This is a genomic window from Streptomyces sp. NPDC003943 (assembly GCF_053605265.1).
On the sequence record NZ_JBSGIW010000083.1, the window covers coordinates 1 to 13,686 of the forward strand.

A 13,686-nucleotide genomic window follows, 5' to 3' on the forward strand; every position below is an offset into this window, starting at 1 on the left:
TCCCGTGGAGCAGCAGCAGCAGCGCGCTCCGCGGCCGTCCGCCGTCGCGGGGGCTCTTGGCGTGACGGTACGGCGTGGCCGTACGGGTCGGGTACGGGTCAGCTCCAGGCGGCCACGAAGTAGCCGACGCCGTAGGGCGCGTCCTCGTACAGCAGCCGGCCCGCCAGGTCCGCGCCCTCGGCGGCGCCCGCGAGCACCTGCCACGGAGCCCGGCCGGCCGCCTTCAGCTCGTACGCGAGCCGCTCGTCGAGAGCGAGCAGCGCGGCCGGGTCGGCCGCGGCGAGCGCCCGCGCGACCTCCGCGTCGAAGCCCTCGGCGCGCTCGTCGAGGTAGCCGGGCGCCTTCACCGTGCGGCAGGCGCTGCCGTCGCCCATCACCAGCAGCGCGACGCGATCCGCCGACCGGGCGATCTCCCGCCCGGTCGCGGCGCACCGGGCCGCCTCCAGCGGCTCCCCGACGCCGAGGCCCTCGACGGGCGCGCCGGCCCAGGCGGTGTGCTCCAGAAGCCAGCCGGCCACGGCGAGCGACGCGGGCAGCGGCCGCGCCCCGCCGGGCCCGCTGCCGAGCCGTACGGTCAGCTCGACCCCGAACCCGGCGAACGACCCGGCGGACCCGCCCGGGAACACGCCCCGCGCGTCCTCGGCGGCCGGCCCGACCACCACGAGCCGGTCGGGCCGGGAGGCCGCGAGCACCCCGAGCGCGTCGGAACAGGCCGTACGCGCCTCGGCGAGCTCGGCCGCGGCACCGGCCGCGACGGCGGGCACGAGCAGCGGGGGGCAGGGACAGACGGCGGCGGCGACAAGCATGATCCGCAGCCTAGCCGGACCGGGCGGGCCTCCGCCGGGCGCCAGCCGCTTCCCGGCGCCCTCTCCCCCCGTGCAGGCCGCTTCCCGGCGCCCTCTCCCCGCGTCAGTGCGTCAGTGGCTCCCGCACGCCGGCGCGTCCGCCGCCGGCAGGGGGTCCGGGACGCCGATCTTCGGCAGGCCCAGCATCACGCCCGCCGGCTTCGCCGCCGCGTCCGCCTGGCGCTTCTCCCAGGCGTCGCCCGCGCGGGTGCGGCGGACGGCGGTGGTCGGGCCCTCGGCGAGGAGGTGGTGCGGGGCGGCGTAGGTGATCTCGACGGTCACGACGTCGCCGGGGCGGACGTCCTCGTCCGGCTTGGTGAAGTGGACGAGGCGGTTGTCGGGGGCGCGGCCGGAGAGGCGGTGGGTCTCGCCGTCCTTGCGGCCCTCGCCCTCGGCGACCATGACCTCCAGGGTGCGGCCGACCTGCTTCTTGTTCTCCTCCCAGGAGATCTCCTCCTGGAGGGCGACGAGGCGCTCGTAGCGCGCCTGCACGACCTCCTTGGGGATCTGGCCCTCCATGGTGGCCGCCGGGGTGCCGGGGCGCTTGGAGTACTGGAAGGTGAAGGCGTTCGCGAACCGGGCCTCGCGGACGACGTGCATGGTCTGCTCGAAGTCCTCCTCGGTCTCGCCGGGGAAGCCCACGATGATGTCGGTGGAGATGGCGGCGTGCGGGATGGCGGCGCGCACCTTCTCGATGATCCCGAGGAAACGCTCCTGCCGGTACGAGCGGCGCATCGCCTTCAGGACGGTGTCCGAGCCGGACTGCAGCGGCATGTGCAGCTGCGGCATCACGTTCGGGGTCTCGGCCATGGCGGCGATGACGTCGTCCGTGAAGTCCCGCGGGTGCGGCGAGGTGAAGCGGACCCGCTCCAGGCCCTCGATCTCCCCGCAGGCTCGCAGCAGCTTGCTGAACGCCTCGCGGTCGCCCAGGTCGGAGCCGTACGCGTTGACGTTCTGGCCGAGCAGGGTGATCTCGGAGACGCCCTCGCCGACCAGCGCCTCGATCTCGGCGAGGATGTCGCCGGGACGGCGGTCCTCCTCCTTGCCGCGCAGCGCCGGGACGATGCAGAAGGTGCAGGTGTTGTTGCAGCCGACGGAGATGGAGACCCAGGCGGCGTACGCGGACTCGCGGCGGGTCGGCAGCGTCGACGGGAACGCCTCCAGGGACTCCGCGATCTCGACCTGCGCCTCCTCCTGGACGCGGGCGCGCTCCAGGAGCACCGGCAGCTTGCCGATGTTGTGCGTGCCGAAGACGACGTCGACCCAGGGGGCCCGCTTGACGATGGTGTCGCGGTCCTTCTGCGCCAGACAGCCGCCGACGGCGATCTGCATGCCGGGCCGGGCGGCCTTCATCGGCGCGAGGTGGCCGAGGTTGCCGTACAGCTTGTTGTCGGCGTTCTCGCGGACCGCGCAGGTGTTGAAGACCACGACGTCGGCGTCACCGTTGGAGCCCTCGGGGGCCCGGACGTAGCCGGCGTCCTCCAGGAGGCCGGAGAGCCGCTCGGAGTCGTGGACGTTCATCTGACACCCATAGGTGCGTACTTCGTAGGTTCGCGTCACGCCCTGCTCGGCCACGGCTCCGGTCCCGTCTTTGCTGCTGGTCACCTGACAAGGGTAAGGGGGCCTAGAGGGGTGCGGTGCCGATCGTGCCCGGGGCCGGCGGCCGGCTCGCCTCCAGCACCGCGGTCAGCTGGGCGGCGAGGCCGCCCGCGGTCGGCCGGACCGCGCCCGCGAAGGCCGCCGAGCCGACGGTGAAGGCGTCCGCGCCCGCCTCGGCCAGGGCGCGGATGCGGGCCGGGCTGTCGATGGAGCCGGCGACGACGAGCCGGCCGGTGGTGGCCGCGCGGGCGGCGCGGACCAGGTCGAGCGGGTCGGCCTCGGTGGCGCGGTGGGCGAGCAGGTCGACGCCCGCGCAGCCGGCGGCCTCGGCGCGGCGGCAGTCGGCGGCGATCCGGGCCGGGGTGCCGGCCAGGCGGGTCGGGTGGCCCTGGGGCTCGCCGACGAAGGGCAGGTAGCGGACCCGGCTCCCGGCGAGCAGGGCCAGGGTCTCGTCGATCCAGGTGCCGCCCATCAACCAGTCGACGCCGAGGTCGACGGCGGCGCGGACGGAGTCGAGGGCCTGGTCGCGGCCGGTGGCGACGACCTCCAGGTGGCTGGTGGCGCCGAGCTGCCGGATCCGCTCGTGCAGCAGGCGCAGGGTGGCCGGGTCGACGCCGACGTCCTTGAATCCGACGTGGGTGATGCCGAGCCCGCGGATCGAGTCGAGGACGTGCAGGCAGTCGGTGACGGTCCGGTCGGCCCGGGTGAGCATGAAGATGAAGTCCATCAGACGTCCTCAGAAGTTTTCGGAAGTCCTCAGTCGGTGGGCGCCAGCTCGGTGGCGTGGCGCAGGGCGGTGAGCAGGCTTGCGTGGTCGGCGGTGCCGGTGCCGGCGAGGTCGAAGGCGGTGCCGTGGTCGACGCTGGTGCGGACGAAGGGCAGGCCGAGGGTGATGTTGACGCCGTGTTCCAGGCCCAGGTACTTCACCGGGATCAGCCCCTGGTCGTGGTACTGGGCGACGACGGCGTCGAACTCGTCCGCCCGCGCCCGCATGAACACGGTGTCGGCCGGCCAGGGCCCGCTCGCGTCGATGCCCTCGGCGCGGGCGGCGCGCACGGCGGGCGCGATGACGTCGAGGTCCTCGGCTCCGAAAAGGCCGTTCTCGCCCGCGTGGGGGTTGAGCCCGGCGACGGCGATGCGGGGCCGGGCACACCCGTCCCGGCCGCCGAGCGCCTGGTGCGTGAGGCGGATGGTGTCCAGTTCCCGCTCGACGGTGAGCGCGTCGATCGCGGTGCGCAGCGACTGGTGGACGGTGACGAGGACGACCCGCAGCTCGTGGTTGGCCATCATCATCGCGTAGCGCTCGGTGCCGGTGAGTTCGGCGAGGATCTCGGTGTGTCCGGGGTGGGGCACGCCGGCGAGCCGGAGGGCCTCCTTGTTGATCGGGGCGGTGACGAGCGCCCGTACGTGCCCGGCGAGGGCGAGTTCGATGCCTTTGCGTACGTACGCGAAGGAGGCCGCGCCCGCGATGGCGGCGACGGTGCCGAGGGCGAGGTCGGCGGGCAGGGCCGGGCCTGCGGGGAGGACGTCGAGGACGCCGGGCGTGCGGCCGGCGCCGGCGGGGGTGCCGACCGTGCGGACGCGGAGGCCGGTGCCGGTGGTGCGGCAGGCACGGGCGAGGGCACCGGGGTCGCCGATGACGAGGACGGGGGCGGGCCGGCGCGGGTCGGCGCAGACGCGGACGGTGATCTCGGGGCCGATGCCGTGCGGGTCGCCCATGGTGACGGCGACGGGGCGAGTCGAGGGGGCTCCGGTCAACGGGTGCCTCCGGCGAGGAGTGCGGTGAGGCGGACGAGGGTGTCGTCGTCGCCGAAGCCGCCCGCCTTGACCAGGACGGGCAGGCGGGGGGCGCCGGGACCGTGCAGGGTGCCGCGGGCGATGCCGGGTTCGGGTTCGTCGTACAGCTCGATGCCGGTCGCGCCGAGCGCGCCGAGGACGGCGGCGGCGGTCTCCCCGCCGGTGAGGACGAGCCCGTCGGCGCCCCCGGCGCGCACCCGTTCCCGCACCTCCTCGGTGAGCCGGCCGAGCGGCTCGGCCGGGTCCGCGGCGCGCTCCTCGGGCGTGTGCACGGCGGCTGCCCCCACCGGCCGCAGCGCCGCGAGCTGGCGCCTGCTGACCGGGTTGGCGCTGCCGACGACGGCCAAGGGGCGGTGTACGGGAGGGAGTTCGGGCAGGGGCGCGGCAGGGTCGCGGGTGTACCGGCGGGCCAGGGCGTCGGCGAGGCCCGGGGAGCCGACCCAGAGGACGCCCTCGGGGCGGGGCAGGGCCGCGACGATCGCGTCGAGGTCGTCGTCACTCACCGCCGAGCAGACGAACACACCGCCCTTCCCGGCCAGTCGGGGGAGTTCCGCGAGGCGACCGGGCTCCGGCTCGACGAGGACCGCCTCCGGCAGGACGCGGACGAGGTCGGCGGTGCGCACCGGGTGGGCCGGGTCGCGGGCGAACTCGCTCGCGTCGACCCGTACGCCCCGGACGTACTGCACGCCCGCCACCGTCGTACGGCCCTCGGCGGGGAAGGCGGGGGCCAGGATCGCGGCGCGGCGGCCGGATCCGGCGAGCGCGGCGCGCAGTTCGGCGGCGACATGGCCGCGCAGGGTGGAGTCGACCGTCTTGAGCAGGATGTCGGCACGGGTGTACGCGGCGGCCGCGCGGCGGGTCCGGGCCACGGCCTCGGCCTCGTCGACGATCCGGGTGCCGAGGTCGACGGCCGCGACGCTATCGACCTCGGCGGCGTCTGCGGCGCCGTCGCCGGCAACGGGAGCCGGGTCGAAGAGGACGCGGGCGCGGTGGCCCGATCTGCGGAAGGGCGCGGCGCCGTCGGCGGCGCTGGTGAGGTCGTCGGCGAGGACGGCGACGGTGGAAGGCGGCATCGCGGAGGGGCCCCTCGGTCGGCGGTGCTGGAGAGTGCGTGACGGGATCAACCATCACGCCGCACGAACCCGCAGGACAAGCGATTCCTTCTCACTCCACCTGTGACTAGATTTCACGCATGACCGCTTGGCCGGAGCTGCCCCCGCTGACCACCCTGCTGCCCTTCGAGGCGACCGTGCGGCACGCCAGCATGACCCGGGCCGCCCAGGAGCTCCACGTCACCCACGGCGCGGTCAGCCGGCAGATCCGGAACCTGGAGAGGGCCCTGGGCGCGGAGCTCTTCGAGCGCGGCCCGCGCTCGCTGCGGCCCACTCCGCAGGCCCGGCGGCTCGCCGCCGCCGTGCGTGAGGCGCTCGACGTGATCGAGACGGCGGCCCGTGAGGTCTCGGGCCGGGAGCGGGACACCGGTCCGCTGGCGCTGTCGTGCGAACCGACGCTGCTCATGCGCTGGTTGATCCCGCGCCTGCCGGAGCTCGCGGCCGCACATCCGGGCCTGACCGTGCACCTGTCGGCGGGTGGTGGACCGGTGGCGTTCACGCCGGGCCGGACGGGGGCCGTCGACGCGGCCCTTCGCCGGGACGACTTCCCGGTGCCGCACGGGGTGAGCCGGGTGCCGCTCTTCGACGAGTGGATCGGCCCGGTCTGCCGGCCGGAGCTCGCGGAAGGGCTCCGGGCCGGGGTGCCCGTCGCCCTGCTGCACACCGCCACCCGGCCGGCCGCCTGGGCCGACTGGCGCCGCCTGACCGACCGGGCACCGTCCGTGGACGGCGAGCAGACCTTCGAGCACTTCTACCTCGCGCTCCAGGCCGCCGTCGCCGGCGTGGGCGTCGCCGTCGGCCCGTACGCACTCGTCCGCGACGACCTCGTACGGGGCCAACTGGCCGCCCCGTACGGCTTCGTCGCGGACGGCACGGGGTACGGGCTGCTCAGCCCGCGCCCGCCGGAGCGGGACGCGCGGACCGCCGCGCTGCTCGGCTGGCTGCGCGAGCAGGCGGCGGACCTTACTCCGCCCGCCCCGTGCCGCTTCAGTTGAGCGGGACGGTGCGGATCGCCCGTGCCCGCGCCTGACCCGCGTCGGGCACGGGCACGCTCCTGACTCCCTTGTCCGTGGAGTAGGCGGCCGCCCCGGCGCCGACCGGCGTCGTGGTCATGGGCCGGTCCGCGGCGCAGCGCTGCTTCTCCGCCTCGGCCATCGGTCCGGTGCGCTGCAGCAGCCGGTCGGGCGTCCCGCGCGAGGGCCCGTCGATCACGGCGTGCAGCCGGTAGTCGTCCTTCTTGCTGAGGAACCAGCCCTCGACGCGCTCCCGGCTGGGCTGGAGCTCGATCCAGCTGACCTCGCCCGGCTGGATGTGTTCCACGACGTTGCGCTGCTCGCCGCTGAACCACTGCCAGGCGCGCTGCCAGCCCTTCTCGTACGCGAGGGAGAACTGGGCGGCGATCGGCGTGCTCTTGATCCGCTTCTCGTCCTCGGTGCGGTCGCCCGTGGTGGGCAGCTTGGCCGCGTCGATCAGGGCGATGCCGTCGGCGGCGTAGGTCTGGGAGACGCTGTCGTAGGCCCGCTCGGCGAAGGAGACGACCCGGGTGTGTTCGAGGGTGTTGCGGGTGCAGTTGACGAACGCCTCGCCGACGACCCGGGCCCGGTCGTAGTAGCGGAAGGAGGTGCGGAAGTCGGGCCGGAAGACGCAGGAGTTCTCGCCGTTGCAGGCCCGGGCCGCGTTGGACAGGGTGGCCTCGCGCTCGTTGCCCTTGAACGCCTCCGCCCTGCCCAGGTCGGTCTTGTCGACGGTCTTGTCGAGCGCGGGCGGGACCTCGACGGCGCGGACACGGGCGATCATCGGGCTGCAGGCCGGCGGGATCTTGGGGTCGGCGAGCCTGGAGGTGAAGGCGAGCATCGGCTCGTTCTCGTTGGCGGTGAAGGCGTAGGTCCGCTTGGTCCAGACGCCGGATCCCGGCTTGCCCTTGACCCGGTCCGGGTCGCCGGCGGTGGTGACGTCCGTGACCGTGCCGCCGGAGCCCTGGACGCTGTACGGCTGTCCGCTCGCGACCTGTTCGCCGGTGCAGTCCTTGGAGACGGACGGGCTGTCCTCGTAACTGACCGTGACCTGGGCGCCCTTGCGGACGCCTCGGAGCCGCTGGCTGAGGGTGTTGCCGCCCTTGTCGAGGCCGACGCCGTAGGAGTCGTCGGTGCGGCCGGACGCGGACGGTGAGAAGCGCTGGTTGAGGCCGTTCCAGAAGTCGAGGCCGACGGTGGTGGGGCCCGCGGCGGTGGTGGCGGGGTCGGCGAAGTCGCCGTTGAGCACGTCGACGGTCTGGGAGGCGGCGGCTTCGCCGGGGGCTTGGGCGGCGGCCGGGGAGCCGGCGAGGGCGGCGGGGAGCAGCAGGCTCGCCGCCGCGAGGGCGCGGAGAGAGGAAGACATGGGGACGGACTCCTCGTGTGGGGGAGGTGGTGCGTGCCAGGGGCGGGACGGGGAGGTGGGGGCTCAGGAACCGCTGCGGTCGGGTCGCAGGACGTCGACCCGCTTCGGTACGGCTCCGGGGGCGAGTGCGTCACGGGCGGGCAGCGAACGCGGGGACGACGGCGGGCCGGGGTTGGGGGCGGTGCCGCCGGCCGTGTTGCCCGTGGGGCGGGTGCGGCCGCACAGGTTGGCCGGGGCGGCGTAGGTCTGGGCGACGAAGCTGCTGGAGTTGACCATGGAGGGGCTGTCCACGGCGATCCCGGAGATCTGCGAGCCGGAGTCGGCGACGAGCTTGCCGACGACCCGCCGCATGGCGGCGCTCGCGCCGAACACCAGCATGTCGTAAGGCTTGACGGTGGTCTTGTAGGTCGTCGTCTCGGTGTTGTCGATCGTCCACGACTTGGAGTACGTGGCCTTGAAGGCCGCCTCGAAGGCGAGTTTGGCGCTCATCGAGCCGGCCACCTTGCCGCCGGCCGCGACGCTGGTCTTGGTGCCGTTCGTGGAGGTCGGGCCGTCCTTGAGGTTCGGCGTCTTGTGCTCGCTGGTCATGTCGTTGGTGAGGTTGGTGGTGACCTCGCCGGAGGCGGTGATGGTGCCCTCGGCGGTGATCTTGCCGGAGATCTCGCCGCCGATGTTGTCGGTGCTGGTGGTGCGCAGGGTGACCGTGCGGTCGACGCTCATGTCGCTCTCGGTGCAGTTGACGACCGAGTTGCCGAGGGACCGGACGGCGGTCGCGAACTCGCGCCCCTGCTTGGGGTCGATGACGAAGCGGCAGGCGTCGGGCTTGGTGTCGCAGTACTTCAGGACGTCGGCGACCTTCGCCGGGCGTCCGTCGGCGGCGACGGCGGTCGGGGCCGGCGGCTCGCCGGGCCCCTCGTCCGCGCCGGCGGCGACCGGGGCGAGGGGCCCGGCCAGGCCGAGGGCCAGGGCGGGGAAGAGGGCGGGGAGCAGGAGCAGCGCGGGACGGCGCGAGGGCATGGGCATCCCTTCGGGACGGGGTGTACGGCGTGGGAGGCGGTACGGCGATGGGGCGACGTACGGCGATGGGTCAGGAGGGGCCGGAGGGGCCGGAGGGGCCGGAGGGGCCGGGGCGTCAGGAGCCGAGCAGCGAGCAGAGCTGCGACACCGGGAACGGAGACAGTGCCGGGTCGGCGGAGCCCGCGGGGAGCGAGGCCGGGAAGTCGGCGCAGGTGGCGCCCCCGACCTCGGCGGCGCTGCTGGTCGTCTCCGGCTTGAAGCCGTTGACGGCGGCGGTCATGTCGTCCATGCCCTTCTGCTCGCCGTTGTTGCCCTTGGCGAGCCCGGACATGCAGGCGTCCGCGCCCGACGAGCCGGGCTTGCACTTCTCCAGGTCCTTGCCGATCTCCTTGATGTCCTTGTCGGCCTGGGTGGCGGACTCCTTGGTCTTCTTCTTCTCGGCCGCGATCTCCTTCGCCTCGTTGGCGTTGGTCTCCTTGTCCAGGCACTCCTGGTCGTCCGGCTTGCACTCCTCCGCGAAGGCGACGGAAGCGGCGGTGGCCGCCGCTCCGCCCGACAGGACGAGCGCGGAGGCGAGGACGGCGGCGCCGAGCACTCTCCGTACGGACGCGGTGTGACGGCGGACTCGGGCGGCTGCGGGCATGGCAACTCCCTGGGAACGGGGGCGGATTGACCGGTGGGGGAACGGGCGCGGCGACCACGGCAGGGACCGCCATCAAGATCGCCAAGCGCATGCCGACGCTAACCGGACCGGTCCCGGAGCCACGGCAGGACACACGGCGCGGCGCGGGCCCCGACGCCCGCTCACCGCATCGGCGGAGCGCACCCGAGGTCCGCCGGACGGGCTGCCAACATTGCCGCCCGGAGTAGCGGTTCGGGCGGTGCGGCGGGACCCGTCCGGATGGATTCCCGGGCCGGTCGGTGACGGTTGCGGGCCCGCCTCGCGCGGGGTCTCACCCGCCCGGCCGCCGCCGGCCGGCGGCTCCGCCCACGGAGCACGCCCGCCCCGGCGCACACCGCCACGATCCGGTGAATTCGGCCCCACGGCGACGGTCTCGAACAGCGGTCCGCCAAACGGCTGTTTCAACGCTCCCGGATCGCGCCGGTGATCGCCCTCGGCAAGGCTGCTGCTGTGTCCGACGGCCTGTCCCGGCCGTCCGGACGGTCCCGGGCGCGCCATGCCCGCGGGCCGACGCCCTCCCCGTACGAGCTCGTGCGTCCCCGCATGCCCTCGTACGGCCTCACGAAGGAGAGCAGCACCATGTCCCGATCACGACGCGCTCCCCTGCGCCGCCGGCTCCGCTGGAGCCTCGCCGCCGTCACCGGAGTCGCCGCGCTCACCGCGCTTCCCGCCCTGGCCCCCGCAGCCACGGCCAACGAGGCCGCGCCGACCGTCCTCGCCTGGGGCGCCGGCCGCACCGGGCAGCTGGGCAACGGCACGCTCAACGACAGCCTGTCCCCCACCTCGGTCACCAGTCTCTTCCGCGGCGACGTCGACCAGATGTCGGCCGGCGGCACCTCCTCGGCGGACTCGTTCGTGCTCGCCCGCACCGACAAGACCGTGAAGTCCTGGGGACACAACTCCTCGGGCCAGCTCGGCAACGGCGGCAACGACAACCAGACCGTGCCGGCCACCGTGCCGCGCCTGAACAACATCAAGGACATCGCGGCCGGCGGGAAGCACGCCCTCGCGCTCGACACCAGCGGCCAGGTCTACTCCTGGGGCGACAACTCCTACGGCCAGCTCGGCAACAACCGCACCGGCGACAGCCGCGTCTATCCGGACCGCGTCCAGGGCATGCCCAAAGTCAAACAGATCTCGGCCGGCTGCGACTTCAGCCTCGCGCTCCTGGAGAACGGCAAGGTGTACGCGTGGGGCCGCGGCATCCACGGCCAGCTCGGCACCGGCAGCCGGGCCACCAGCTCCGTACCCCGGCAGGTGAAGGGTCTGGAGAACATCGTCTCCATCGACGCGGGCTGCTACCACGCGCTCGCCCTGACCTCCGACGACACCGTCAAGTCCTGGGGCTACAACCTCTACGGCCAGCTGGGCAACTCCAGCACCAAGTCCGCCACCGAACCGGTCGACGTCGACTGGCTGGAGGGCGTCTCCCGGATCGAGGCGGGCGCCTTCCACAACTACGCCGTCATGAGCGACAGCCACGTCTGGGGCTGGGGCAACAACCAGTACGGCCAGCTCCTCGAGTCGGACGAGGCCACCGACTCCGACATCTCGCTGACCAACCGCACCGCCCCGGTCGAGATCCCGCGCCTTGAGGGCGTCCAGCACCTCGCGGCGGGCGCGCGCCACGGCGTCGCGATCATCGCGGACACGGTCGACACCTGGGGCAACAACAGCGAGGGCCAGCTCGGCAACGGCACGACCGTGTCCCGCTTCTCGCCGGTGCAGGTGCTCGACGAGGGATCGAAGATCAAGGACGTGGTGGCATCGCTGGGCGGCAACACGACGTACGCGTACTGAGCGGGGTGCGTCGCTGATGACGTACTCCTTCGTACGGATCGCCACCGTGCTGGCCGCGGTCGTCGCCCTGGCCGCCCCGGCGCACGCCGAACCGAGTGATCCATGGGTGCGGGCCTGGGGCCAGAACAACTCGGGCCAGCTCGGCAACGGCTCGACGCTCGACCAGCTCACGCCCTCGCCGGTACAGGGTCTCGCCCGGACCGACGTGCGGGAGCTGACGAGCGGAGGCTGGGCCGCCAACCAGGTCTTCGGCCTCGCGCTGCTGAACGACGGCACGGTGCGGTCATGGGGCGGCAACGTGAACGGGCAGCTCGGCGACGGCACCACCGTCAACCGGGGCTTCCCGGCGGCGGTCGCCGGGCTCTCCGGGGCCTCCGGCATCGCGGCGGGCCTCGACTTCGCCCTGGCCCTGCGGGACGGACGGATGCTCGCCTGGGGCAATGACAGCTACGGGCAGCTCGGCGACGGTCTGCCCAATGCGACCGGGGTGGTCACACGTCCGATCGCCGTCCAGAGCCTGAACAAGGTCAAGCGGATCTCGGCCGGCTGTCAGTTCGCCGTCGCCCTGCGCGAGGACGGCACCGTCTGGACCTGGGGCCGGAACCACGAGGGCCAGCTCGGCGACGGCACCACGGACGACCGCGCCACCCCGAGGCGGGTGCCCGGCCTGGAGAACATCGTCGCCGTCCGGGCCGGCTGCCGTCACGTCCTCGCACTCACCGCCGACCACACCGTCAAGGCGTGGGGGCGCAACGGCAACGGGGAGCTGGGTAACGACAGCACCGAGCCCAGCCCCTCCCCCGTCGACGTCAAGCTGCTGGACGGCGTCGCCGAGATCTTCGCCGGTCCCTATCACAATTTCGCGCTCCTCGACGACGGCAGTGTCCGGGCCTGGGGCGCGAACTGGCAGGGCCAGCTCGGGGACGGCACCAGGACGGACCAGAGCATCCCCGTGCCGCTTCCCGAGCTGAACGGCGTCACCTCGCTACTGGGCGGCTACAACTTCAGCCTCGCCCTGCTCGACGACCAGTCCGTCCTGGCCTGGGGCGAGAACGACCTCGGCCAGCTCGGCGACGGCAGCACCACCTCCTCCTCGGCGCCGGTCGTCGCGCTGCCCCCCGGCAGCGGCACGACCAGGCTGGCGACCGCCACGTCGTGGAAGTCCAGCTACGCCTACTGACCTCACCCTCCACATCCGAAAGGCACGCAGATGACCCCACCCCTGCGTCTCACCCTCCTCGCCGCCCTGTCCCTCGCGGCGCTCCCCCTCACCCCCGCCCACGCCCAGTCCCGCGCCGGCACCGACCCCTGGGTCCGCTCCTGGGGCGAGAACGCCCAGGGGCAGCTCGGCAACGGCTCCACGCTCGCCCAGCAGACCCCCTCGGCCGTCACCGGCATCGCCCGTGACGACGTCCGCAAGCTCTCCGGCGGCGGCACGGGCACCGGCACCGGCGCCGCCCTCACCGCGTTCGCCGTGGCGCTCCTCAAGGACGGCACCGTGGAGTCGTGGGGCGCCAACGGCGTCGGCCAGCTCGGCAACGGCACCACCACCGCCCAGAGCTTCCCCGGCACCGTCGCCGGGCTCACCGGCGTCAGCGCGATCTCGGCCGGCCTCAACCACGTCCTCGCGGTGAAGAGCGGGCGGATCCTCGCCTGGGGCAGCAACGCCTCCAGCCAGCTCGGCACCGGCAAGGACACCACCAACCCGGCCAAGACTCCGCTGCCCGTGCAGAGCCTGGACAAGGTGAAGGACGTCGGCGCGGGCTGTGACTTCAGCGTGGCGCTGCGCCAGGACGGCACCGTCTGGACCTGGGGCAAGGGCGACAACGGGCGGCTCGGCACCGGCAACAACACCACCCGCGACACCCCGCAGCAGGTACCGGACGTGACCGACGTCGAGTCGATCTCGGTGGGCTGCGAGTACGTCCTCGCGCTGACCGCCGACGGCACGGTCAAGGCATGGGGCAAGGGCACCGAGGGCCAGCTCGGCAACGACACCACCACGGACAGCAACAAGGCCGTGGACGTCGCCTACCTCGACGCCGTCGCCAAGGTCTTCGCGACCAACGCGACCGGCTTCGCGATCCTGGACGACGGCAGCGTGGCCGGCTGGGGCAAGAACTCCGACCGGCAGCTCGGCGACGGCACGGCCGCCAACCGGACCACCGCCGTCGTGCTCGACCAGCTCGTGGGCGTGCAGGACATCGCGGGCGGCGCCGACTACACCATCGCCGCGCTCGACAACGGCTCGGTGATCGGCTGGGGCGCCAACGCGGCCGCCCAGCTCGGCGACGGGACGACGACCGCGACCACCGGGACGGCGACCACGACGGCGCTGCCGCCCGGCAGCGCGATCACCCATGTCTCGACGACGATGACCGGGAAGTCCAGCTTCGCCTACTGAGCGCCACACGCGGCTCACCCCCCGTCCTGGACAGGACCCCGGCCCGGGTCC

Annotated in this window: 12 protein-coding genes; 4 read left to right on the top strand and 8 right to left on the bottom strand. The window is 73.7% G+C overall.

From position 1 onward, the window contains the following. Positions 1-98 precede the first annotated feature (98 nt). From ACWEV0_RS28005 to ACWEV0_RS28025, 5 genes are all read right to left on the bottom strand, one after another. A complete protein-coding gene (locus ACWEV0_RS28005) occupies positions 99-806 on the bottom strand; it encodes a class III extradiol dioxygenase subunit B-like domain-containing protein (protein ID WP_453152296.1) in 708 nt (235 codons plus the stop codon). Between the two features lie 111 nt (positions 807-917). Then, positions 918-2,450 carry a tRNA (N6-isopentenyl adenosine(37)-C2)-methylthiotransferase MiaB gene (gene miaB, locus ACWEV0_RS28010; protein WP_453152298.1) on the bottom strand — a complete coding sequence of 511 codons (1,533 nt, stop codon included), beginning with the start codon at positions 2,448-2,450 and terminating at the stop codon, positions 918-920. Positions 2,451-2,469: 19 nt separating this feature from the next. Beyond that, on the bottom strand, positions 2,470-3,171 hold the full coding sequence (locus ACWEV0_RS28015) for a HisA/HisF-related TIM barrel protein (protein ID WP_453152299.1): 702 nt from the start codon (positions 3,169-3,171) through the stop codon (positions 2,470-2,472). Positions 3,172-3,200: 29 nt separating this feature from the next. Further along, positions 3,201-4,202, bottom strand: a complete 1,002-nt coding sequence (pdxA, locus tag ACWEV0_RS28020; protein WP_453152301.1) for a 4-hydroxythreonine-4-phosphate dehydrogenase PdxA — start codon at positions 4,200-4,202, stop codon at positions 3,201-3,203. After that, positions 4,199-5,314: a four-carbon acid sugar kinase family protein gene (locus ACWEV0_RS28025; protein ID WP_453152303.1), complete on the bottom strand. Its 1,116-nt coding sequence runs from the start codon at positions 5,312-5,314 to the stop codon at positions 4,199-4,201. The genes pdxA and ACWEV0_RS28025 overlap by 4 nt, the downstream gene beginning before the upstream one ends. A 119-nt stretch (positions 5,315-5,433) precedes the next feature. Here ACWEV0_RS28025 and ACWEV0_RS28030 point away from each other — a divergent pair, with 119 nt between their 5' ends. Beyond that, on the top strand, positions 5,434-6,348 hold the full coding sequence (locus ACWEV0_RS28030) for a LysR substrate-binding domain-containing protein (protein ID WP_453152305.1): 915 nt from the start codon (positions 5,434-5,436) through the stop codon (positions 6,346-6,348). Here ACWEV0_RS28030 and ACWEV0_RS28035 read toward each other — a convergent pair. From ACWEV0_RS28035 to ACWEV0_RS28045, 3 genes are all read right to left on the bottom strand, one after another. Next, complete coding sequence (locus tag ACWEV0_RS28035) at positions 6,341-7,732, bottom strand: hypothetical protein (protein ID WP_453152307.1); 1,392 nt, start codon at positions 7,730-7,732, stop codon at positions 6,341-6,343. The two genes, ACWEV0_RS28030 and ACWEV0_RS28035, sit on opposite strands and share 8 nt — an antisense overlap. 63 nt (positions 7,733-7,795) lie before the next feature. Beyond that, entirely contained in the window at positions 7,796-8,749 is a 954-nt protein-coding gene (locus ACWEV0_RS28040) for a hypothetical protein (protein WP_453152309.1), read from the bottom strand. A 115-nt stretch (positions 8,750-8,864) separates the two neighbouring features. Next, a complete protein-coding gene (locus tag ACWEV0_RS28045; protein ID WP_453152311.1) occupies positions 8,865-9,392 on the bottom strand; it encodes a hypothetical protein in 528 nt (175 codons plus the stop codon). A 618-nt stretch (positions 9,393-10,010) separates the two neighbouring features. Here ACWEV0_RS28045 and ACWEV0_RS28050 point away from each other — a divergent pair. Genes ACWEV0_RS28050 through ACWEV0_RS28060 form a run of 3 tightly spaced genes read left to right on the top strand, consistent with a single transcriptional unit; the run spans position 10,011 to position 13,635 of the window. Further along, a complete protein-coding gene (locus tag ACWEV0_RS28050; RefSeq protein ID WP_453152313.1) occupies positions 10,011-11,231 on the top strand; it encodes an RCC1-like domain-containing protein in 1,221 nt (406 codons plus the stop codon). A gap of 16 nt (positions 11,232-11,247) precedes the next feature. Next, positions 11,248-12,411, top strand: a complete 1,164-nt coding sequence (locus ACWEV0_RS28055; RefSeq protein ID WP_453152315.1) for an RCC1 domain-containing protein — start codon at positions 11,248-11,250, stop codon at positions 12,409-12,411. A gap of 30 nt (positions 12,412-12,441) precedes the next feature. After that, the gene (locus tag ACWEV0_RS28060) at positions 12,442-13,635 is read left to right on the top strand and encodes an RCC1 domain-containing protein (protein WP_453152317.1); all 1,194 of its coding nucleotides are present in this window, start codon (positions 12,442-12,444) and stop codon (positions 13,633-13,635) included. Positions 13,636-13,686: the final 51 nt, after the last annotated feature.

Coding starts and splice junctions, on each gene's coding strand:
- ACWEV0_RS28005 (WP_453152296.1), bottom strand. CDS start 806: ATGCTTGTCGCCGCCGCCGTCTGTCCCTGCCCCCCGCTGCTCGTGCCC.
- ACWEV0_RS28015 (WP_453152299.1), bottom strand. CDS start 3,171: ATGGACTTCATCTTCATGCTCACCCGGGCCGACCGGACCGTCACCGAC.
- ACWEV0_RS28025 (WP_453152303.1), bottom strand. CDS start 5,314: ATGCCGCCTTCCACCGTCGCCGTCCTCGCCGACGACCTCACCAGCGCC.
- ACWEV0_RS28030 (WP_453152305.1), top strand. CDS start 5,434: ATGACCGCTTGGCCGGAGCTGCCCCCGCTGACCACCCTGCTGCCCTTC.
- ACWEV0_RS28035 (WP_453152307.1), bottom strand. CDS start 7,732: ATGTCTTCCTCTCTCCGCGCCCTCGCGGCGGCGAGCCTGCTGCTCCCC.
- ACWEV0_RS28040 (WP_453152309.1), bottom strand. CDS start 8,749: ATGCCCTCGCGCCGTCCCGCGCTGCTCCTGCTCCCCGCCCTCTTCCCC.
- ACWEV0_RS28045 (WP_453152311.1), bottom strand. CDS start 9,392: ATGCCCGCAGCCGCCCGAGTCCGCCGTCACACCGCGTCCGTACGGAGA.
- ACWEV0_RS28050 (WP_453152313.1), top strand. CDS start 10,011: ATGTCCCGATCACGACGCGCTCCCCTGCGCCGCCGGCTCCGCTGGAGC.
- ACWEV0_RS28055 (WP_453152315.1), top strand. CDS start 11,248: ATGACGTACTCCTTCGTACGGATCGCCACCGTGCTGGCCGCGGTCGTC.
- ACWEV0_RS28060 (WP_453152317.1), top strand. CDS start 12,442: ATGACCCCACCCCTGCGTCTCACCCTCCTCGCCGCCCTGTCCCTCGCG.